Below are 21,506 nucleotides of genomic sequence, written 5' to 3'. Positions count from 1 at the left end.
TTAAAAATAAATATACATTCATAGGTTGTATCTATATAAAATACATTCAAAAATGTGTAAAGTCCTATCTTAAAAAATTACACCATCTATGATAACATAGCATTATTATTTTATAAAAAGCTCATACGCTTTATGCTTTCCCATAAAGCAAAAGGAAAAGGTGTCAATGTCATCTAAACTTACGCGCAATCAAATATTGGTTCTAAACACTTTAAAGGATGCACAAGGACCTCTAAGCGCTTATGAAATCCTTGATCACTTACGCGGAGAAGGATTTCGTGCACCTCTCCAAGTTTATCGCGCACTAGAAAAACTCGTACAATTAAAGTGTATTCATCGCCTTGAAAGTACAAATGCTTTTATGGTTTGTTTACATCCTGAAAATTGCCAACACGAACTCACAGCTTTCGTAATTTGCGAGAAATGTGGCAAAGTAGATGAAATACAAAACCATACTGTTGTATCCAACCTTAAAACAATGATTCAAGCAGTTGGCTTCCAAGCACGGAGAAGCACACTAGAAGTACAAGGCATTTGTAAAAAATGTACAACAGAGTAACATCTCTATACTTGCAAATTTGTATATTTAGCATTATGTCCTAGAAACTGCCTCATTGCTGAAAAGCTCTTAATAGTGCTTACATATATACCCTCTTGCTAGAGTGATGAGCTTGTTTTACTCATTGAAGCATAAAATTGATTGAAAGTATAAAATCATGTCCATATCTGAGACAACCATTTCAACTAAATATTTCAATAGAAAAAAACAGAATATAATCACTGCTCTTCTTATCGTCTTCGCGCTTTTTGTGCTTTTCTTTGGTTATAAGTGGATAACACATTGGCGTTATATGCTTGCCACTGACGATGCCTATGTACAAGGTGACATAGCGGCTATTGCTCCTAAACTAAACGGATATATTGAAAAAATTGTTATTAAGGCCAACCAAATTGTAAAAAAAGATGATATCTTATTCTGCCTAGACAATGGCGATTATCAAATAGCCTTGAAACAAACAGAAGCCCATCTCAATACACAACAAAAAACGCTCCTACGTATTGATGCACAAATCACAGCTTCTCGTAGCGCTTTAGATGATGCACAAGCACAAAAAGCTGCCGCTTCAGCCATAGCAACAAATGCACAACTAACTTTAAAGCGCACTACAGAGCTTAAAGCTGGTCGTTATGCCTCTCAATCCGATGTTGATGATGCCAAATCAGCTTATGAACAAGCCATTGCTAATCTTAATCGTGCTAATGCACAAATAGCTGCAGCACGTGCAAATATCCAAGTGCTAGAAGCACAACGAAGAGAAACAGAAAGCCAAACAAAGAGCTTAGAACTTACGCGTATAAAAGCGCAACGTGATCTTGATTCCACCATTATACGGGCTCCATTTGATGGAATTATTGGAAATTTAACAGCAAAAACAGGAGATTTTGTTATGAATGGCCAACGTCTTGCGGCGTTAGTCCCTATGCATGCACTTTATATTGAAGCAAACTATAAAGAAACGCAGCTGAAAAATATTCGTCCTGGGCAAACAGTTCATATTACTGTTGATGCTTTCAAAAAAGATTTTTTTACGGGAAAAGTGCTGTCTATTGCACCTGCAACAGGAGCTGTTTTTTCCCTGCTACCTCCACAAAATGCCACTGGTAACTTTACAAAAATTGTCCAACGTATTCCAGTACGCATCTCCATTCCAGAAGAAGTATTAAAAACTGGACATATCCGAGCGGGAATGAGTGTTTCAGTAGAAATCGATACACGTAAAAAGTCGCAAGATCAAAATCTTTTATAGCAAACGGCAAATGACTTTACTATGACATCTTCTATGCTAAATTCCACATACTCTAAAGAACGCGTAGAAATCCGCAATGTCCTAGTTTTTATTGCTATGGCCTTTGGCATGTTCATGGCTATTTTGGATATCCAAATAGTTTCCTCTTCTTTAGCGGAAATTCAAGCAGGTCTTTCAGCAAGCTCTGAAGAAGTCTCATGGGTTCAAACCTCTTATCTCATCGCTGAAGTCATTATGTTGCCCCTTTCTGGATTCTTGGGGCGATTGCTTTCAACACGCGTTTTCTTTAGCATATCAGCTATCGGATTCACGATTACCTCTATTCTTTGTGCAACAGCAACATCTATTGAAGAAATGATTGTGTACCGCGCACTCCAAGGTTTTATTGGCGGAGGTATTGTTCCTAGCGTTTTTGTCGCTTCTTATATACTTTTTCCTCCTTCTAAACGCCCAATTGTTATCCCTATTGTTGGACTAGTAGCAACGTTAGCGCCGACGATTGGTCCAACAGTCGGAGGCTACATTTGCCATATTTTATCATGGCATTGGCTCTTCCTCATAAATGTTCCCTGCGGAATTATTATCTCAATTCTCGGTTGGAAGTTAATCGATTTTGATCAACCCAACCCCTCTTTAATAACTCAGTTTGACTGGTTAGGTCTCATTTCTATGGCCGTTTTTTTAGGAACTTTAGAGTATGTTCTAGAAGAAGGGGCGCGTCATGATTGGTTAAATGACAATCTAATTCTAAACTTATCCATTATCATGCTCTTTTCTGCAGCCTTATTTTTCTGGCGTGCTTTTACTGCAAAAGAACCAATTGTTGATCTCTCAGCTTTTTCCAATTTCAATTTTTCAACCGCAGCAGTTTTTTCTTTTATGCTTGGAATAGGTCTTTATGGACTCACATACCTTTATCCTCTCTATTTGAGCCAAATCCGCCATTATGATGCTCTCATGATCGGAGAAACATTATTCCTTTCAGGATTCGTTATGTTATTAACTGCCCCTCTAGCCGGATTTCTTTCAGCTCGAATCGATGAACGTTTGATGATGGCTATAGGACTTTTTAGCTTTGCTTTGGGAACTTGGATGGCTACCTCTATCACAGATAAATGGGATTTCTGGGAGTTTTTTTGGGCTCAAGTTTTCCGTGGCATTTCTGTTATGTTATGTATGGTTCCAATTAATAATATTGCCCTTGGAGCACTCCCACCAGAACTAATGAAAAATGCCTCCGGGCTTTTTAATCTCACACGTAATCTTGGTGGTGCAGTCGGGCTTGCTATTATCAATACCCTTATAACAAAACGTACAGATTTTCACTATACACGCATAACTGAAACTCTCCAACAAGGAAATAACCAAGCAACTGAAATGCTCTCAAACCTAACCATGTATTTCAAAACTGCAACTTTTGATTCGCATGCACTAGCTCTCTTACAACTTTTTAGTATGGCACGCATACAATCAATGGTCATGGCTTTTAGTGACATTTTTCTTATAATGACCATCATCTTTATCATCCTGGTTTTCATGACCATTTTTCTCAAAAAAATACCGCCATCTACTAATCTTCCTCCAAAACACTGAGCTTAATCTTATAAACATCAAAGTCTATTTTTTATTTATATATTCCCCACATCGCATGTAACTTTATCTCATAGTAAATAGATGTTACATGATACTATACCTTATGCTAAACGATTATTCTCTGACAGAAATTTTTATAAATGTAAGATAGTTGCGTACCTTTTAAGAGCAACTTCTAATAAATAGATAATGATATAATTTACTATTATAGCCAAGAAGCTTTTGACTTATCTAAAGCGCTTTTAAGGCGCCTGCACCGTATAGATAAAGGCAGCCGTTTCTATTCGATCTTTTCTGATTTTTATCATATAGTAAGAAAAAATCATTGGAATAATATTTGTCTTTTCATTACTTAAGGACTTTGTAATGATATTACTGTTCTCAAAAAGGCCGTCCTCAAACACATAAATTTATTGTTTTATTCAGATCTCCCAAAACTGATTATAATTTTGACCCTACCACCAAAGCCTTGCTCCATCGTTTATTTTTATTGCAGCACAAGCTCAAATCGTAAAAAATTCTCAAACTTTTTCTTTCCAAACATAACTACAAAATTGATCAGAGTCTTGCCGCTTAACACTTATACGTTTTTCCTATCATGGCTGAATTAAAACTGTTAAGCATAATAGAACCCTTCGCATTGCCAGTGTTCAATATACGCATTAATACTTGTCTACATCATTAAAAGCCAATTTTTCCCCATGGAATGCACCAAAACATGCTATAGTAAGGACACACCTAACTATACTTTTAACTATTTTATATAAATTCACGAAATCCAGAACTGTAAACTTCCTTAAAGTCCTTAATTATAGATGCATCCATAATCACAAAAGAAGCCAATTTTCTTATGCGCCTTATATGAAATATAGTTATTATTTGAAAATAGATTTTTATATAATTTTTGTTGTTTTTCGCACTACATACTAGCTTTCAATTAGGAATCTTTTCAACAGCAACAAGCAGAAAAACTTCGTAAAAATATTGAGAAAAAATAACATTGGTAGCTTTGCAAAACTCATCTTAAAATAACACAACACACTGGATATATTTAACAAATTAACTAAAATATCAAACATATAAAAACAGATAGCTTCCCTCATAGCAACACGGCTGGAACATAAAATTCTTACGCCACTTTATGATGCTGAAAACGACTCAAATCTTCTAGCTCGCCACTAGGAACCAAAGTGCCATGACAATCGGAAAGATATCCTGGTATTAGTTCTAACGCTTGAAAACGGTGTTTTTCATAAGGACCGGGCATTGCCAAGTTTTTTGTTAAACTGCTTGAAAAACCAAAACGCTGATAAAAATTACTATCACCCACCAGTAAAATAGCACCATAACCAAGTTTTTTTGCCTTTTGAATTGCATGCTGCATAAGAACCGATCCTATCCCTATACCGGAATATTCTGCTGAAACGGCTAAAGGCCCCAAAAGCAAAGCACGTTGTATGCCATTTTGCCCTTTTTTTAACAGAACATGCCAAAGACGCACACTGCCTACAAGCTCTCCAAGCGTATTTTTGACAACAAAAGATAGCCCACAGGCAGCCAACCGGCCACGACGTAAAGCTTCTGACGATTTACGCTTACGCTCCTTTCCCAGAGCTAAATCAAGTAAGCATTCCCGGTAAGGCTTATCAGCTTCTTGCTCATATGCCAGTGTAAAAAGTGCACCATCTTTTGTTTTAAAATTAATTATATCCATATTTCTCGCACACCCCACGATATCTTTATCATCATAAAGAAAAAACTCAAATCACATAGGATTGCAAAGGCTTAAAACCATTAAAGGCAACGGATGCATAAGTTGCTGTGTAAGCACCAGTTCCATGTATCAAAAGCTCATCCCCCACCGTAAGAGACAAAGGTAGTAGATAAGGTTTTTTTTCATAAAGAACATCTGCCGAATCGCATGTTGGACCTGCTAAAATACAAGGCTCCACTGCCTTATCATCATGAGGTGTTTCAATAGGATAGCGAATCGCTTCATCTATAGTTTCTATAAGACCATTAAATTTCCCAATATCAAGATAAACCCATCGGACATTATCCTTTTTGGATTTTTTAGATATAAGAATAACTTCTGTACGAATAACACCAGCATTACCAACCATTCCACGCCCTGGTTCAATAATCGTTTCAGGAATACGATTGCCAAAATATTTTGTTAATGAATCAAAAACAGCCTTACCATAAGCTTGTTCTGGAGGAACATCTTTCAAATAACGCGTTGGAAACCCTCCTCCCATATTAACCAATTTCAGGGAAATTCCTTCTTTCTCCAGACATCTAAAAACTGTGGCCACGTCTGATAAAGCACGGTCCCATGCGCTAAGATCAGTCTGCTGAGATCCTACATGAAAAGAAACGCCATACGCTTGTAAGCCCAATTGATCTGCTCGACGTAACACATCAACCGCCATAGCAGGAACACAACCAAATTTACGTGACAATGGCCACTCTGCACCTTTGCCATCGGTAAGAACTCGGCAAAAAACGCGAGCTCCTGGAGCAGCGCGCGCAATTTTTTCTACTTCTTCAACACAATCGACCGCGTAAAGTGAAACACCAAGCGCATATGCACGCGCAATATCACGTTCTTTCTTAATAGTATTCCCAAAAGAAATACACTTAGATGTTGCCCCCGCTTTTAAAGCCATTTCAATTTCTGCAACAGAAGCCGCATCAAAAGATGAGCCTAAAGAAGCAAGTAAACTCAAAATCTCAGGAGCTGGATTTGCTTTGATTGCATAAAAAATGCGAGATTGAGGAAGAGCTTTTTCAAACTTTAAATAATTTTCACGTACAACATCAAGATCAACAATTAAGCATGGACCTTCAGAACGATGTGCTGCAAGAAAATCGCGAATACGTTGCGTCGCCATCTACTAATTCTCCTAGGGAAACAAGCCCCTACTACTCTATGTTTAGACAGCATAGAGCCGCCAATAGCCAAAAGACAAAGCACACAACCACCACTCTCCCCCGATTGTTATAACAATCAGAAGAAACCAACATTGCATGCAACAAAAACAGCGCAGAAACCGCGTTGCTCTAATTTATATGCCTTTTTGATTGGAATTGAGAAAACCATTTCCGCACTGAAGGCAATGAGGTGTGCCTCTATAGTTATCCCAGCATTTGAACAGCTTGAAGACACCAGAAAGGCCCGCACCGTCGTTGCTTCAAGATGTCCTCATTCTTTCGATTGGTCGTAAGAATGACTGGAGCGGTTAGTTCCAGGTACCGTACCGGCTAATCTCACCATTTGAGAACCGGCGGACACCCACAGGCACGTGCGACTTTGGGCAATTTTTGTATAAAACTAATTTTTATTCATTTCAATCATTTTTTTTATTTTTAAAATTTTTTAATCTTTAAATATAAGATGACGCAAAAAGTGATTATTTTCTCAACATCAGCAGATAAGTTATTTTACTGTCTTCAGAAGAATACAATCTGCACGAAAACCCCACACTTTGCACAACCAATTCATAACCTTTCTTTTAAAAAGAATCTCTTTGCTTAACTTCATAACTCTATACTCTCAGACATTTTCTATAGGATCTATAATACAAAAACCATTACGTGGTTCTATACTCTGAAATGTTTACCTCTCCAACCATCGTACTTGCTTTTGCACTTTAATAGTTTGTTAGTCTCACATTCCATTCATTATAAGACTAGTTTTTAGTCACCCCCCTGCTACCTCCTCTAGTGGGCTACTATTTCAACATTTTTACTGTTTCAGAATTAAAATTTTTTAAAATAAACAAACTACTATAGGCTTAAAGATACCTGAAGCAAATTTTGCAACGACAATCTATAGTTACAAGTTAATAGTTTAATTTTGTGAGTAAATAAAAATCGAATAATACCAAATTTGCTAAGGTATTTTTATCACAAACACTAAAAACTTTTTCTCTCCTTAAATAGAGAAAAAGCTAAAGTCTGAAGCCAGAAAATAAAATACTTTTATAATTCTTTATGAGAATCAGTTGCACGCAATTTTGATAATTGAAACTGTCTATGACGTTCGCGAAAACGCTGCCTATCAGTTTCACTCCGTGTACTGTGACAAGAATCACACGAAACACCTTCTTCATAATGAGGTGATAATTTGCTTTCCGCATTAAGAGGAGAACGACATGCACGACATAATTCACGTCCACATTCTTCAAGATCATGTTTAACAGAAACACGCTCATCGAAAACAAAGCATTCACCCCACCACAAACTTTCTTCTTTTGGAACCACTTCCAAATATTTCAGAATTCCACCTTTTAAATGATAAACCTGCTCATAGCCAAGTTTACGAACATAAGCTGTTGATTTTTCACACCGAATACCACCAGTACAAAACATAGCAATTTTCTTTTTCTTTTTTAAATCAGCTTCATGCTTGAGAACCCATGCAGGGAATTCACGAAATGTTTTAATACACGGATCAACAGCTCCTTGAAAACTCCCAATCGCATATTCATAATCGTTACGCGTATCAATTAAAATTGTTTCTTCATCTTGAATAAGGGTGTTCCAATCTTTAGGATCTACATATGTACCAACGACTTTTAACGGATCAATCCCTTCAACACCCATTGTCACAATTTCCTTTTTTAACCGCACTTTCATGCGCTGAAAAAGCATTTTTGATGACCACGCATATTTAATCTCTGGCGTTTGAAACGCTGGCTCAGCTTTAATAAAATTCACTAATGCTTCAATTGCAGAATAAGAACCAGCAACAGTTCCATTAATTCCCTCTTGTGCTAAAAGCAGAGTACCTTTAATACCCTTTGCTTGACATAAATCTAGCAAAGGTTTTTGTAATTGGCGATAATGCTTCAGATCCGCGAAGCAATAAATAGCAGCAACTCTAAAATTCTTTTCCATAGTCTTGCCATAACGCGCGTTTCATTTAATTTCAAGACCTATTCATTTATTCTTTCATTTATTATGCTGACTCAAACCGTATATATCGCATCATATTACAAAAAACACATTTGCTTCAAAATAGAGTACCTTTGTATCACAAAGAAGGACATCACGTAAAAAACGCTCTTCAATTGTCCCCAGCTTTCCAACGCCTTCTGTATCGATAATTCATGGACGGCTTTTAGAAAGTTTATCCCAGCGTGTGATTGGAATGCAATTAGCGCGTGATCACATACTAAAACACAATTATTTTTTATCCTGCAAAAGCGCGTTCCACAACATAAGTAGCAGGTGAATTATTTGCACCCTCAATAAGACCAAAAGCTTCACACATCCTAGCGCAATCCTTTAACATTGCCATGGAGCCACAAATCATCACTCGATCTTCATCAGGAGAAATTTTCGGCAAACCCGTTGTTTCAAAAAAAGCACCGCTCTCCATAACAGTCGTAATACGTCCCATGTACTCAGAAACTTCACGGGTAGTCATAGGATAAAATTTTAACTGTTGTGCATACTCACCAATAAGCGGATCTTGTTGTAAAGAGACAACAAGATTTTTTGCATAAGTAAGCTCATTTCGTTCACGGGTTGTTTGAATAAGAACAACTTCTGAAAATTTTTCATAGGTTTCGGGATCACGGATAAGGCTTGCAAAAGGAGCAATCCCTGTGCCTGTTGCAAGAAGATAAAGACGCTTTCCAGGAATAAGAGCATCAAGAACTAATGTTCCTGTAGATTTCTTACGCATTAAAACTATGTCACCAATTTTAATTTTCTGGAGATGTTCGGTTAATGGTCCCCCTGGAACTTTAATCGAAAAAAATTCAAGCTGTTCATCCCAAAATGGACTTGCAATAGAATAAGCACGATAAATTGGCTTTTCTGCATTTGGCAAACCGATCATAACAAATTCACCCGAACGAAAACGAAAATTTTCAGGACGATGCAAACGAAACTTAAATAAACGGTCTGTATAGTGGTAAACTTCTTGGACAGGAAGGGCGAACACATTTTCAGGAATCGGAAAGTTTGATGCAGCGTTGCTGATACTTGATTGAATATTACTAGCAAACGTCTTCATAAAACTCTTTCCTATATCTTCAAACGTTAAATCTCCAAAGTGATATAATACTTACATTTCTATCTTCCAATATTTTTCTTGAAACACAAGCCCCAAGATTAACATTTTATGTATAAAACTTAATCGAAAGATCAAAAACAGCTATAAAACATATCACACAAAAGACGCACAAAAATGTTTAATGCTAACCAAACTCAACACTCTTATCAGTTTTAAAACGTAATTCCTGCTATGCACTGCTAAAAACACATAAAACAGTCCCTAATTTTACAAAACTTACGATCGAACACTGTAAAATAATAGAGATAAAACTACTGTCGATTTAATGATAACTCTACTAGTTCCTAACCACATTTCCAACGAATTAGCTTTTCTTATACTTACATTAATGTACGACCACTCTGAAATCCCCTAGAAACCTCTCTATTAATTTATCGTTCCAATTAACCTATCACCATAAATCATATTACTCCCCGCAAAAAACTTTTAAATCTCACGATTCAAGAACTATAAAGCTATTCTTTGTTATTATATCCATATCATGAATAAACAAAGCGCAGAAAACTCAATCTTAACAAACGCCAAAGGAAAGCTTTGCACAAAACACTAGATTGCATCATCAATATTAGTAAGAAAGGGAGAAGAAAAACTATCTTTTATTAAAAAAATTTATGAAATATATCGATTTTTATTTACAATATGATGAGCAATATGATGAGCAATATGATGAGCAATTTATCGCAGTTTATAAAACTGTTTCTGTAATCCATAATCAAATACAACACCATATACAGATGAGGTTTGTTTTAGCTATGTATAAAAATGTACCATTTATTAATAAGTTTAAAAGTCTATCTGCGATATATTCTCCTTTATGTGTTGGTTTAGACCCTACATCTGAAGTTTTAGAGGCGTGGTGTGGTCGCGACAATTTTGATGCTTTGGAAAAATATTGCATTGAATATCTTAATATTTTGGCTGGAAAATTGGCTATCATTAAACCTCAACTTGCTTTTTTTGAACGATTTGGGGTTGAAGGGTTTAAGGTACTGGAAAAAGTTATCAATATCTGTCGTGATAATAATATTTTAATTCTCTTAGACGCTAAGCGTAGCGATATAAGTACGACAATGCAGGGATATGCTCAAGCATATTTGAGCCTAGAAAGTAAGCTGAGAGTAGATGCAATAACTGCCACTCCTTTTTTGGGATTCGATACTCTCTTGCCTCTAATAAATGAAGCAGCAAAAAATAATGCTTATGTTTTTGTTGTGACGGCTTCCTCAAACCCAGAGGGAAGAGATCTTCAAAACGCCCTTATTAATAATGTAACCTTATATCAATATTTAGCTAATAATATTAAAAAAATTAATACAGAGCTTTACCCTGAAATTAAGCCATGTGGCGCTGTGGTTGGCGCAACGCAAACAAATTTGTCTGATGATTTTTATGAAACACTTAACAGTGCATTGTTGCTTAGCCCAGGCATTGGTAGTCAAGGTGCTACGATGGAGGATTTATACGCTCGCTCTATCACAAAAAATATTATTCCGACAATCTCCCGAGCACTGTCATCTCTAGGAAATAATAAAGATAAAATATTATCTGTCTTAAACAAATATAAATCTATGTCTATGAATTTATTAAATTAATTGTTTATTGTATCTTAACTTTTGATATTTTCTATAAGCTTTTTAGATTTCATAAAATCTAAAAAGCTACAGAGATCCAACCATTTTAACAATTTTATTGTTACGTTTATTGATATTTTCCAGATTCATATTTGCATTAGCATTTGCTTTGTATGCTCTGTTAATACATGATCATTTTTTATAAAAATAGTTAATCGGATCTTGCATAAAAGCGTAGATTTTAATGAGAGTTCAATTTAAAATCTACTAAAACAAATGCATGTCAGATATGAGCTTCACAGTATTTTACGCACAATACTTCATTTCACTTGTGTTCCTTTATTAATCTTCTGCACATCACCATTAATATGATCAAAGAAATTGTAACGTGCTTAGTAATAAACAAAAATTGATTTCCACTTAAATAAACTAAAATATTAAAACAGAAACACAAAATACCCAAAACCATCTTAGAAATGAATCAAAGACAAAACCTGCTCTTTTAACGCATCAGCAATAGTTTTCTTATTCAAATTTTTCTATTAACAAGAAGCAACTTCAAGTGCATAAAATAACAGTATCATTCCAAAATTATTCACAGATCTATGCAAACATCATCATTACAGAAAGTTTGAAGCATATCAGGGTCATTGTAATTTCTGTAAGTACGAATACGTTACTTCTTGTTGACTATATTATCACTCATAGGGCTTCTAAGGAACGAATTTTATGTACCCATTATAACAAAGCGAGGCCGATAATTGCCAATGTCCTTAGAAATATTGCTCAACAAAATAAAATGACGAATCTGAAAAATATTATTGAAACTTTAGGAGCTTCCACAATCGCTTTTACAGCATTCATTAAGTCTGTTGCGGTTTCGGTAACAAATTTTCATTTTTTGAAGCATCTAATTTGCACTGATGCGCAATTTTTAACGATACTTCGATATAACTAACACCCCCTAAAGCTTTCATGATAAAAATGGCAACACTGACCACCCTCCCAACCTGCCAGCTTCCAAATAAAATGTCTGTTGAATGCATTCAAAAAACATTTTATATTGTGAAGTTGTTTTCATAGTACATAATCCAATATAAACTCTTCGTAACTTTTAAAATAATAAACAGTATTTATACATTTTCCGCATAGCATAAATAACATATATGCAATAACCAAAGGGAACCTCGTGTCTCATCGACTGACAGAGGATTTTAAAATGTACAAATCCATTAATGATGAAATAATTACATCACTTCCTTATACCACTGTAGCAACCATTGATATTGGTGCTCTTATTGCTAATTATAGGACTTTAACTCAGCGCGTCACTCCGGTAGAGTGTTCAGCAGTTGTAAAAGCAAATGCCTATGGGTTAGGTGCTGACAAAATTGCACCTGCACTCTATCAGGCTGGTTGCCGCACTTTTTTTATAGCTAAAATAGAAGAAGCTCTCCAGTTAAAGGCTCTTTTACCATCAAATGTTACGCTTGCTCTTCTTAACGGTTTCCCACGTACTGCGGAAGAATTGGTAGCTCAATCCGGTATTGTCCCTGTTCTTAATTCTTGGGATACTATTGAAAGCTGGCAAACACTTTGTCAAGAAAAGGGAAAAAGATTTCCAGCAATTCTCAAAATTGATACCGATATGAATCGATTGGGACTTGATCAAAAAGAATTACAACGACTTATAAAACAACCCACTCTTTTCGAAAAAGCAGAGATAAAATATATTATAAGTCATCTCGCTAACGGAAATAATGCCACACACTCATCCAATTATGCTCAATTGGCCACTTTTAAAGCGGCACTTGCACAACTTCCCGTCTGTAAAGCCTCGTTGGCAAATTCTGGAGGTATTTTTCTTGGTTCAGATTTTTATTTTGATCTTGTGCGTCCAGGCATTGCACTTTACGGGATTGATCCTCTTGGAAAACACCCAACACCTCTTAAACCTGTTTTAAAACTTGAATCTCAAGTCATTAAAAGCCGTTATATTGATGCAGGAGCAGCCGTTGGTTATGAAGGAAGTTTTATTACCCGTAGACCAAGCACTCTTGTAATCATCTCTATCGGCTATGCAGATGGCTGGCTACGTGCACTCTCTAATAAAGGTGCCGTTTATTTCAAAGGACATAAACTTCCTATTGTTGGATACATTTCTATGAATTCTATCATCGTTGATGCTACTGATCTTGAGTATGAAAAACCGCAAAGAGATGACTGGGTAGAACTCATCGGCACACATCAAACACTTGAAAAAGTATCTGCAGATGCTAACACCATTCCTCACGAAATTTTAACTTCGCTAGGCTCACACTATAAGCGTATTTACATTTAACACTATCAAAAAAAACTAATTAAAATCAGCATATCTAAAAATAGCCTTGTGCGCTGTCTATAAAAAATCTCTTGCGAAAGTTAATTATATAAAAGCTCCCACCAAACATTCTATTTATACATATTGTCTATAAAGATACCCAATGAAACAACGACAATGAAAATTGTTAATTTAGTTTTTAAGAGTATCACCGGTAAAACGAAAACTAATACGAACAGTAGAAAATAATATCATCCAATTAATATAAATGACTTGAAAAGCCCACACGAAATGTACAGGCATTTTTCAATGCGGAAAAGTAAATTTAATACGTATTCCCCAACGGTGGACAAGAACAAATTAACATTTTATCTCCTGCAACATTATCAATGCGGGAAACAGGAGGCCAATATTTATTCGCTGGATCAAGAGAGCGACTAGGAAAAGCAGCTTCTTGCCGTGAATAAGGCCGCGCCCAAGCATCATCTACAGTGTCTATCAATGTATGTGGCGCATTTATTAATGGATTATCGTCTTTTGGCCAAACACCTTCACCGACGTTCTTAGCTTCTTGAGCAATTAAAAGCAAAGCATCACAGAAACGATCAATCTCTGCCTTTGGCTCTGATTCAGTTGGTTCAATCATCAAAGTTCCAGGAACTGGAAAAGACATTGTCGGAGCGTGAAATCCATAGTCAATCAAACGTTTTGCGATATCATCTACAGTGATCCCATATTGTTCTTTCAATATACGTGTATCCACAATACATTCGTGAGCAACACGCCCATTCTTGCCTCTATAAAGAATAGAATAAGCTTGTGAAAGACGCTCAGCAACGTAATTGGCATTTAAAATTGCCATTTGTGTGGCACATTTCAAACCATCAGCTCCCATCATCCTAATATACATCCATGTAATAACAAGAATAGACGCACTTCCATAGGGAGCTGCCGAAACAGCGTGTGTAGACCCCTCGTGTTCATGACCTGGTAAAAATGGCTTTAAATGTTCTGCAACACCAATCGGACCAACACCAGGCCCTCCTCCTCCATGGGGAATTGCAAATGTTTTATGAAGATTCATATGGCAAACATCTGCCCCAATATCTGCTGGACGCGCAAGCCCAACAAGAGCATTAAGATTGGCGCCATCAAAATAAACTTGTCCCCCATTTTCGTGGATAATAGAGCAAATTTCTTTAATGCTTTCCTCATACACACCATGGGTTGAAGGATAGGTAATCATTAAAGCCGCTAAACGATCCTTATACAACTGCGCCTTCATCCTGAGATCATCGACATCAACATCGCCATCGCTTAAGCATTTCACCACAACAACTTCCATTCCCGCCATATGAGCTGATGCCGGATTCGTACCATGTGCTGATGCAGGAACAAGGCAAATTGTGCGTTGTTTCTCTCCGCGTGATTGATAATATCTATGTATTGCCAAAAGCCCAGCATATTCTCCTTGAGCACCAGAATTTGGCTGGAAAGACACTTGCTCAAACCCCGTAATTTCGCACAACCACGCACCTAATTGGTTGATCATTTCTTGATAACCTTTTGTATCTTCTTGAGGAACAAAGGGATGCATATGCGCGACTGTAGGCCAGCTTAAAGGCATCAATTCAGCTGCCGCATTAAGCTTCATTGTACAAGAACCAAGCGGAATCATTGCCCTATCCAATGCCAAATCTTTATCTGATAAACGACGCAAAAAGCGCATCATCTCTGTTTCTGAATGAACTGCACGAAAAAATGGCTGCGAAAGAAAAGTCCCATCTCGCTCTTTCCCAAAAAGCCGCGGAGAAACCTGATCAACCAATTGTGCACCAAAAAGCCCTGCCAGTGCACTTACATCCTCTTTTGTTGATAATTCATCGAAGTTTATCACGACTATATCATTATCAAGAATGCGGACAAGACGTCCCCCTGCTTTCGCTTGAGCAGCAATCTCTTTGGCTCTTCCCTTCACAAAAATGCTTACGCAATCAAAAAAATACTCCCCTTCACAACAGATACCAGCTGCCTCTAAACTAGAAACAAAACTGCACGTTAAATGATGAATTCTCCGAGCAATTGCTTGCAAACCTTGCGGTCCATGCCAAACAGCATAAGCAGTTGCCATATTTGCTAAAAGAGCTTGTGCTGTACAAATATTCGACGTTGCTTTATCGCGCCGAATGTGCTGTTCACGTGTTTGCAAGGCTAAACGAAAACCAATACGTCCCTCTGTATCCACAGATTGACCAACAATACGTCCTGGAATTAAGCGTGTTAAAGCATCACTGACTGCAAGATAACCTGCATGAGGACCACCAAACCCCATTGGGACCCCATAACGCTGCATAGATCCGACAACAATATCAGCTCCCCATTTAGCTGGCGCTTCCATTAAGGTAAGAGCCAATGGATCTGCAACAACGATCACCAGAGCTCCTTTTGCCTTTGCTTGCCTAATGACTTCCGTATAATCGCTAAAATAGCCTTTTGTATCTGGCCAAGACAAAACAATTGCAGCTGTTTCAGAACAAATTTCACTCTTTTCACTAATTTGGATACCTTGTGTTTCTGCACGTGTTTGCGCAACACTCAGGGTTTGTGGATGCAAAAGACTTTGAATAGAAATCTTTGTTTTTTTTCCACGAGAAAAACGTACAGCCACTGCATTAGCTTCCGCTAAAGCTGTTGCTTCATCAAGAAGTGAAGCAGCTGCAACAGGCAAACCAGTCAATTCACTAATCAATGTTTGAAAATAAAACAAAAGTTCTAAACGGCCTTGGCTAATTTCTGCTTGATAAGGTGTATAGGCAGTATACCAAGCTGGATTTTCCAAAAGATTGCGCAAAATAACAGGGGGTACAAATGTTCCATGATATCCCTGCCCAATAAAACTTTTGCGTACATGGTTTTTCTCCATGACTTGAGATAATTCTTCCAAAGCTTGTCTTTCATCAGCAGCCTTTGGTAAATTAAGTGGACGTCCCAAATGGATAGACTTAGGAACAGCTTGAGCGATTAATGTGTCAATGCAATCAAGAGCTAAAACATCGAGCATACTTCGTATTTCATCGGAACGAATCCCAATGTGCCGAGAGGAAAAAAGAAATTCTTGCATAACGCTTATCCAATTAGTGCTTTATAAGCAACTTCATCCAACAACCCTTCAAGTTGTGTTTCATCCTGTAATTTCATTTTCCACAACCAGCCTTCTTTTTCGGCTTTCTGGTTTACCAATTCAGGGCTATTCGCTAATACCTCATTAATTTCAACAACTTCACCATCAAGAGGCGCGTAAACATCTGAAGCGGCCTTGACTGACTCCACAACAGCGGCAGCATCTCCCTTAGAAAGTTGCGTTCCACTTTGTGGTAAATCAATAAAAACTAAATCACCTAATTGCTCTTGAGCATAATGCGTAATACCAACAGTAACCTCTTGTCCTTCAACGCTGAGCCATTCATGATCTTCTGTAAAATAAATTTTAGACATAAAAAAACTATCCTTTAAAATAACGTTGTTGAACAAAGGGGAGTGAATGAACAGAAAGCGCAATTTTTTTTCCGCGCAACTCAGTAAAGACTTCCATTCCTATATCTTTCCAAGCAACAGGCACATAACCCATCGCAATAGGACCATCAAAAGAAGGGCCAAAACCACCCGATGTCACGACCCCGATCTGGTTTCCTTCATCATCAAAAAGCAGTGCTCCTGCACGAATGGGTTGGCGTGTTTGTGGCTTTAGACCAACTCGACAACGAGAAGGTCCCTTTTGAAGAGCTTCAAGAAAGGCCTTTGCCCCATAAAATTTCGCTTTTTCTCGAACAACTTTTGGAACCGCCCATGTTAAAGCAGCATCGATGGGTGTAGTATCAATTGTAATATCGTTACCATGCAAGCACAACCCTGCTTCCAGCCGAAGACTATCGCGCGCTGCAAGACCAATCCATTCAACACGAACATCACTTAGCAATTTTTCAGCCAATGCCGGCGCCTGATCCTCTGGAAGAGCAATTTCAAAACCATCTTCTCCTGTATAACCAGAACGCGTCAGGAACCAATCTTTTTGTGGTTCAAATCCTTGCATAAACAACAGTTCATTACCAGCCAAACCTGCGTCAGCTATAACCGCAGCAGCTTCTGGTCCCTGAAGAGCAAGCAGAACTCTTTCAAGAGCAATTACTTGACATTCAAAGCCAACCGTACGCTTTTTAAGTTCATCAAGATCGGCCTGCGCATTACCAGCATTGGCGACCACCATAAAACGAGATTCGGCTAAACGGGTGAGGATGAGATCATCTAGAATTCCAGCCTGCTCATTGAGCAAATAACTATACCGCGATTGACCAATTTTTAAAGCTGCTGCATCAAGAGGAAGAGCATATGATAAAAATTCAACTGCTTGTGTCCCTTCAATACTAATCAATTTCATGTGAGAAATATCAAAAAGACCGGCATGGGCACGTGTATGAAGATGCTCTTTCAAAACTCCAAGAGGATAAGTTAAAGGCATATTCCACCCAGCAAAAGCGCCAAACTTAGCTCCAGCTTTTTCATGTAATTCATACAGAGCAAGTGTTTTTAAAGATGATGTTCTGAATTCTTGTAATGTGCCCATACTATCTCCAAAGTCGCACTAACATCAACGTGATGTGGTCGTTTCTGCACCCCTCTGTCATAAACCTAAGAGACTCGCTAAAAAAGTTTTCGCTTACACCTTCGGCACGGATTATCCCGACTTTCCAGATATGCCTTTCTCCTTTTACGGTCCCTAAAGCCTGAGAGATCATGGGCTGTTTTTCCCTTCGGCGGCAGGCGAAAAATTTTGCAGTCTGCGCTCTCCCACAAAAGAATAAAAGAAGCAATAATGCTCTTTCCGGCATGCCCTGGTCTATAAACTATCTTTTTCACACTGTCATCAGCAAAATGACTATAATTACTTAATTTTTAGACTTGCGTAGATCATTTTAAAAGACTTATAATAACGGCCTTTTGAGCATTATGAAAATCGTAAGTGGCCGTGCTACAAGAAAGAAAAAGAAGGAGAGAAAATTGCAAAAGCCAAAACAAAAACATGGCTTGAAAAAATGCAAAATCTCCCGCACTATGAAGGATCATTAAATAATATCCCCCTCTCTTCCCTTGTACGGTTCAGCCCTAACCATGGAGTTTTATAGCTTAGAATAGTAAAGATTTTAGATATCTTGTAAATCATAGTATTAACATACAATAAATTGATTTTCTTCTCTTTGAATTTTTTTCTCTAAATAGTGTCATAAATTACGGCTATTTATATACCCAACTTCATAGAATAAAGGTTACAAAATACTCATGAAAGCTGGCAATATCCATTACAATTGCGAAAATGATCTACCAAAGCAAATTGCTCTTTTTCCCTTAGAAGGTGCACTCTTGTTGCCGGGTAGTTTTTTATCGCTCAACATTTTTGAACCAGAAGCGCTCGAAATGGTTGAAAATGTTATGGTATCCAATCGGTTATTAGGAATCATTCAACCACTTTCATCGGGTACAGAGCGCTTCTCCACACAACTTTACAAAATAGGCTGTATAGGACGCATTACAAACTATAACGAAACAGGAAATGGACAGCTTTTTATTATATTACAAGGTGTGTGCCGCTTCACTTTAGAACAGGAATTGATGAATACAAAGTCCTATCGAACTGCTCTCATCCGATCAAATACAAAAGACTTACAAGAACCCGATATTGCAGAAAGCATTAACCGAGAAAGCTTACTCAACATTGTGGAGAAATATCTCGCCATACATGAAATGGAATATAATTGGAACAGTATCATACAAGCTCCCACGCCGCTACTGGTTAATGCTTTTTCAACCCTTATCCCCTTTACGCCAGCAGAAAAACAAGCCTTACTCGAAGCCCCGGATATTGGAAGCCGGGCCCAAACTCTTCTTGCCTTAACCGAACGTTCACTTATGAAACAAACAGGGGCAGATTATCGTTTAAATTAATGAATGTCAAAACATGAAAAAAATAACCACCGACCCCAAAATGCTCGAATTGCTCGTCTGCCCAATCACAGGAGGGACACTTTCTTTGAACAGAAAAACACAAGAATTAATTTCACTTAAAGCAAAATTGGCCTACCCTATTCGCGATGGCGTGCCCATTATGCTTACTTCAGAAGCTCGTCCCTTACAGAATAATGAAAAAGTAACATATAAGAAATAAATAGTTCTCATTCAATTTAAAGAATTTCCCCTAATTAAATTAGCCTCTGCTTTTGTTTTTAATCGTACACGTAGCAATCAAGAGAGAGTGAAAATTGAAAACTCGAACACAAAAAAATAATCAGGTTTTGCAACTATCCCGAATGACTGAGAACTATTGTCATACCCAAGTACTTTATAGAAACTAAAAGATAGAGACTTATTTAGGTACAAAACTTCTAGATTTTCAGAAGCAATTCAGGCATGCTCTCTACCAGATAAAAAGCTTTTGAGATGTATACAAAATCTACATTTTATAATATTTCTGTAGAAAATTTTTTTTCAGAAGAGATATGATGGATCCTTCTTGGAAACAAGAAGGCAATTATTTAAGTGCAACTTTCCAACAAATTCTAAAATACAAGGAAAAGTTGAATCGTTTGGGAGTAAAATGCTTGCAATCAATTGCCGATATATTAAGATGTTCTTATTTTCTTCTTTTACGCTGATATCTCAAAATAAAGAAAATATCTCATACCAATTAATGAGCAAATATAATGCCCGATACAGCCATTACAAAATGCAAACTTCTTAGGGGAAACCATTGACAGAAGATGAAAAACTCTCTAGATTACAATGCTGTCAAGGGGGGGTAGCTGTGGCTTGGCGTACAATATTCGAACCTTCTCGACTCTTGAAGATTCAGAAGGGCTGTGGTTTTTGAATAGAAATGAGCCTGTCGGTTGTGCTGTAAATAACGGTTAATATGCACAAAAATTGGGCTTCTGAAATCAACAGACAATTTAGTATTCCTTGGATAGCTTGCTCTCTTAGAGATAGCTCGGGTAAGAACAGTGGAAAGAGACAGGAGTACAGAAAATGAGTTTTAAAGTTGCAGTTGTCGGTGCAACTGGGAATGTTGGTCGTGAAATGCTCACAATTCTAGAAGAGCGCGGTTTTCCTACTCATGAAGTCGTTCCTTTAGCATCACGACGCTCATTAGGGCAAGATGTTGCTTATGGTGATAAAACTTTAAAAGTAAAAGCGTTTGATAACTATGATTTTTCTGACACTGATCTTTGCCTGATGTCTGCTGGAGGAATCTTTTCCAAAGAGTATGCTCCCAAAATCGCTGCTACTGGCTGTGTCGTGATTGATAACTCATCCGCTTGGCGTTATGATGCTAATATCCCGTTGATTGTTCCCGAAGTTAATGCAGAAGCTATTAGTGAATTTTCTAAGCGCAATATTATAGCAAACCCCAATTGCTCAACAATTCAACTTGTTTTAGCTTTAAAACCTCTTCATGATGCAGCAACAATTAAACGCGTTGTGGTGTCCACTTATCAATCAGTTTCCGGAGCTGGTAAGCAAGGAATGGATGAATTATTTGAACAATCACGGGCGGTTTTTGTTGCCGATCCAATTGCATCAAAAAAATTTACCAAACGCATTGCCTTTAACGTTATCCCTCATATCGATGTTTTCATGGAAGATGGCTATACCAAAGAAGAATGGAAAATGATGGTTGAAACGAAAAAAATTCTTGACCCTAAGATAAAATTAACAGCCACAGCTGTCCGAGTCCCCGTCTTTATCGGTCATGCTGAAGCCGTTAATATTGAATTGGAAAAACCACTAAGCGCTAAGGAAGCGCAAGACATTCTACGCAATGCGCCTAGCTGTCAACTTATTGATAAACATGAAGATGGTGGATATATAACTCCCTATGAATGCACAGGGGAAGATGACACCTTTATTAGTCGTGTTCGCGAAGATATCACTGTCGAAAATGGTCTCGCTTTCTGGATTGCCGCTGACAATTTAAGAAAGGGTGCAGCGTTGAATGCAGTCCAAATTGCTGAATTGCTCATTTCTCGTAATCTTATAAATCCTAAGTCAGCAAGCTAAACAAAAAGAACAGCATAAAG

15 protein-coding genes and 1 riboswitch are annotated in these 21,506 nt (G+C 37.5%); of the genes, 8 read left to right on the top strand and 7 right to left on the bottom strand.

Annotated elements, in window-relative coordinates; genetic code table 11:
* Nucleotides 1-166: 166 nt before the first annotated feature.
* The 3 genes from WCP76_RS05035 (at nucleotide 167) to WCP76_RS05025 (ending at nucleotide 3,401) form a co-directional block, all read left to right on the top strand.
* Nucleotides 167-559: a Fur family transcriptional regulator gene (locus tag WCP76_RS05035; RefSeq protein ID WP_336294593.1), complete on the top strand. Its 393-nt coding sequence runs from the start codon at nucleotides 167-169 to the stop codon at nucleotides 557-559.
* Nucleotides 560-716: 157 nt separating this feature from the next.
* On the top strand, nucleotides 717-1,808 hold the full coding sequence (locus tag WCP76_RS05030; RefSeq protein WP_336294592.1) for an HlyD family secretion protein: 1,092 nt from the start codon (nucleotides 717-719) through the stop codon (nucleotides 1,806-1,808).
* A gap of 21 nt (nucleotides 1,809-1,829) precedes the next feature.
* Nucleotides 1,830-3,401 (top strand): DHA2 family efflux MFS transporter permease subunit, encoded by a 1,572-nt coding sequence (locus WCP76_RS05025; RefSeq protein ID WP_336294591.1) that lies wholly within the window; start codon nucleotides 1,830-1,832, stop codon nucleotides 3,399-3,401.
* A 1,129-nt stretch (nucleotides 3,402-4,530) separates the two neighbouring features.
* Here WCP76_RS05025 and WCP76_RS05020 read toward each other — a convergent pair.
* From WCP76_RS05020 to WCP76_RS05005, 4 genes are all read right to left on the bottom strand, one after another.
* On the bottom strand, nucleotides 4,531-5,115 hold the full coding sequence (locus tag WCP76_RS05020) for a GNAT family N-acetyltransferase (protein ID WP_336294590.1): 585 nt from the start codon (nucleotides 5,113-5,115) through the stop codon (nucleotides 4,531-4,533).
* Nucleotides 5,116-5,161: 46 nt separating this feature from the next.
* Nucleotides 5,162-6,295 (bottom strand): type III PLP-dependent enzyme, encoded by a 1,134-nt coding sequence (locus tag WCP76_RS05015; protein WP_336294589.1) that lies wholly within the window; start codon nucleotides 6,293-6,295, stop codon nucleotides 5,162-5,164.
* Nucleotides 6,296-7,385: 1,090 nt separating this feature from the next.
* The gene (gene trhO, locus WCP76_RS05010) at nucleotides 7,386-8,303 is read right to left on the bottom strand and encodes an oxygen-dependent tRNA uridine(34) hydroxylase TrhO (RefSeq protein ID WP_336294588.1); all 918 of its coding nucleotides are present in this window, start codon (nucleotides 8,301-8,303) and stop codon (nucleotides 7,386-7,388) included.
* A 295-nt stretch (nucleotides 8,304-8,598) separates the two neighbouring features.
* Nucleotides 8,599-9,429: a ferredoxin--NADP reductase gene (locus tag WCP76_RS05005; protein WP_336294587.1), complete on the bottom strand. Its 831-nt coding sequence runs from the start codon at nucleotides 9,427-9,429 to the stop codon at nucleotides 8,599-8,601.
* 671 nt (nucleotides 9,430-10,100) lie between these two features.
* Between WCP76_RS05005 and pyrF the strand changes: the two genes are divergently transcribed.
* Together pyrF and alr are read left to right on the top strand one after the other, a co-directional pair.
* Nucleotides 10,101-11,081, top strand: coding sequence for an orotidine-5'-phosphate decarboxylase (pyrF, locus tag WCP76_RS05000; RefSeq protein ID WP_336294586.1), 981 nt, complete (start codon nucleotides 10,101-10,103; stop codon nucleotides 11,079-11,081).
* 1,198 nt (nucleotides 11,082-12,279) lie between these two features.
* The gene (gene alr / locus WCP76_RS04995; protein ID WP_336294585.1) at nucleotides 12,280-13,401 is read left to right on the top strand and encodes an alanine racemase; all 1,122 of its coding nucleotides are present in this window, start codon (nucleotides 12,280-12,282) and stop codon (nucleotides 13,399-13,401) included.
* 304 nt (nucleotides 13,402-13,705) lie between these two features.
* Here alr and gcvP read toward each other — a convergent pair whose 3' ends face one another.
* From gcvP to gcvT, 3 genes are read right to left on the bottom strand one after another with little or no spacing between them, the layout of a single operon-like run.
* A complete protein-coding gene (gene gcvP, locus WCP76_RS04990) occupies nucleotides 13,706-16,501 on the bottom strand; it encodes an aminomethyl-transferring glycine dehydrogenase (RefSeq protein WP_336294584.1) in 2,796 nt (931 codons plus the stop codon).
* A 5-nt stretch (nucleotides 16,502-16,506) separates the two neighbouring features.
* Nucleotides 16,507-16,875 carry a glycine cleavage system protein GcvH gene (gcvH, locus tag WCP76_RS04985; protein WP_336294583.1) on the bottom strand — a complete coding sequence of 123 codons (369 nt, stop codon included), beginning with the start codon at nucleotides 16,873-16,875 and terminating at the stop codon, nucleotides 16,507-16,509.
* A gap of 7 nt (nucleotides 16,876-16,882) precedes the next feature.
* On the bottom strand, nucleotides 16,883-18,001 hold the full coding sequence (gcvT, locus tag WCP76_RS04980; RefSeq protein ID WP_336294582.1) for a glycine cleavage system aminomethyltransferase GcvT: 1,119 nt from the start codon (nucleotides 17,999-18,001) through the stop codon (nucleotides 16,883-16,885).
* A gap of 137 nt (nucleotides 18,002-18,138) precedes the next feature.
* Nucleotides 18,139-18,238, bottom strand: a riboswitch (glycine riboswitch).
* A gap of 476 nt (nucleotides 18,239-18,714) precedes the next feature.
* Between gcvT and WCP76_RS04975 the strand changes: the two genes are divergently transcribed.
* The 3 genes from WCP76_RS04975 (at nucleotide 18,715) to WCP76_RS04965 (ending at nucleotide 21,486) form a co-directional block, all read left to right on the top strand.
* Nucleotides 18,715-19,377: an LON peptidase substrate-binding domain-containing protein gene (locus WCP76_RS04975; protein WP_336294581.1), complete on the top strand. Its 663-nt coding sequence runs from the start codon at nucleotides 18,715-18,717 to the stop codon at nucleotides 19,375-19,377.
* A 13-nt stretch (nucleotides 19,378-19,390) separates the two neighbouring features.
* The gene (locus WCP76_RS04970; RefSeq protein WP_336294580.1) at nucleotides 19,391-19,597 is read left to right on the top strand and encodes a Trm112 family protein; all 207 of its coding nucleotides are present in this window, start codon (nucleotides 19,391-19,393) and stop codon (nucleotides 19,595-19,597) included.
* 857 nt (nucleotides 19,598-20,454) lie between these two features.
* Nucleotides 20,455-21,486: an aspartate-semialdehyde dehydrogenase gene (locus WCP76_RS04965; RefSeq protein ID WP_336294579.1), complete on the top strand. Its 1,032-nt coding sequence runs from the start codon at nucleotides 20,455-20,457 to the stop codon at nucleotides 21,484-21,486.
* The last annotated feature ends 20 nt before the right edge of the window (nucleotides 21,487-21,506 follow it).

The organism is Bartonella vaga (assembly GCF_037070895.1).
Lineage (GTDB): Bacteria > Pseudomonadota > Alphaproteobacteria > Rhizobiales > Rhizobiaceae > Bartonella.
This window is presented reverse-complemented; position numbering and strand designations above follow the sequence as displayed.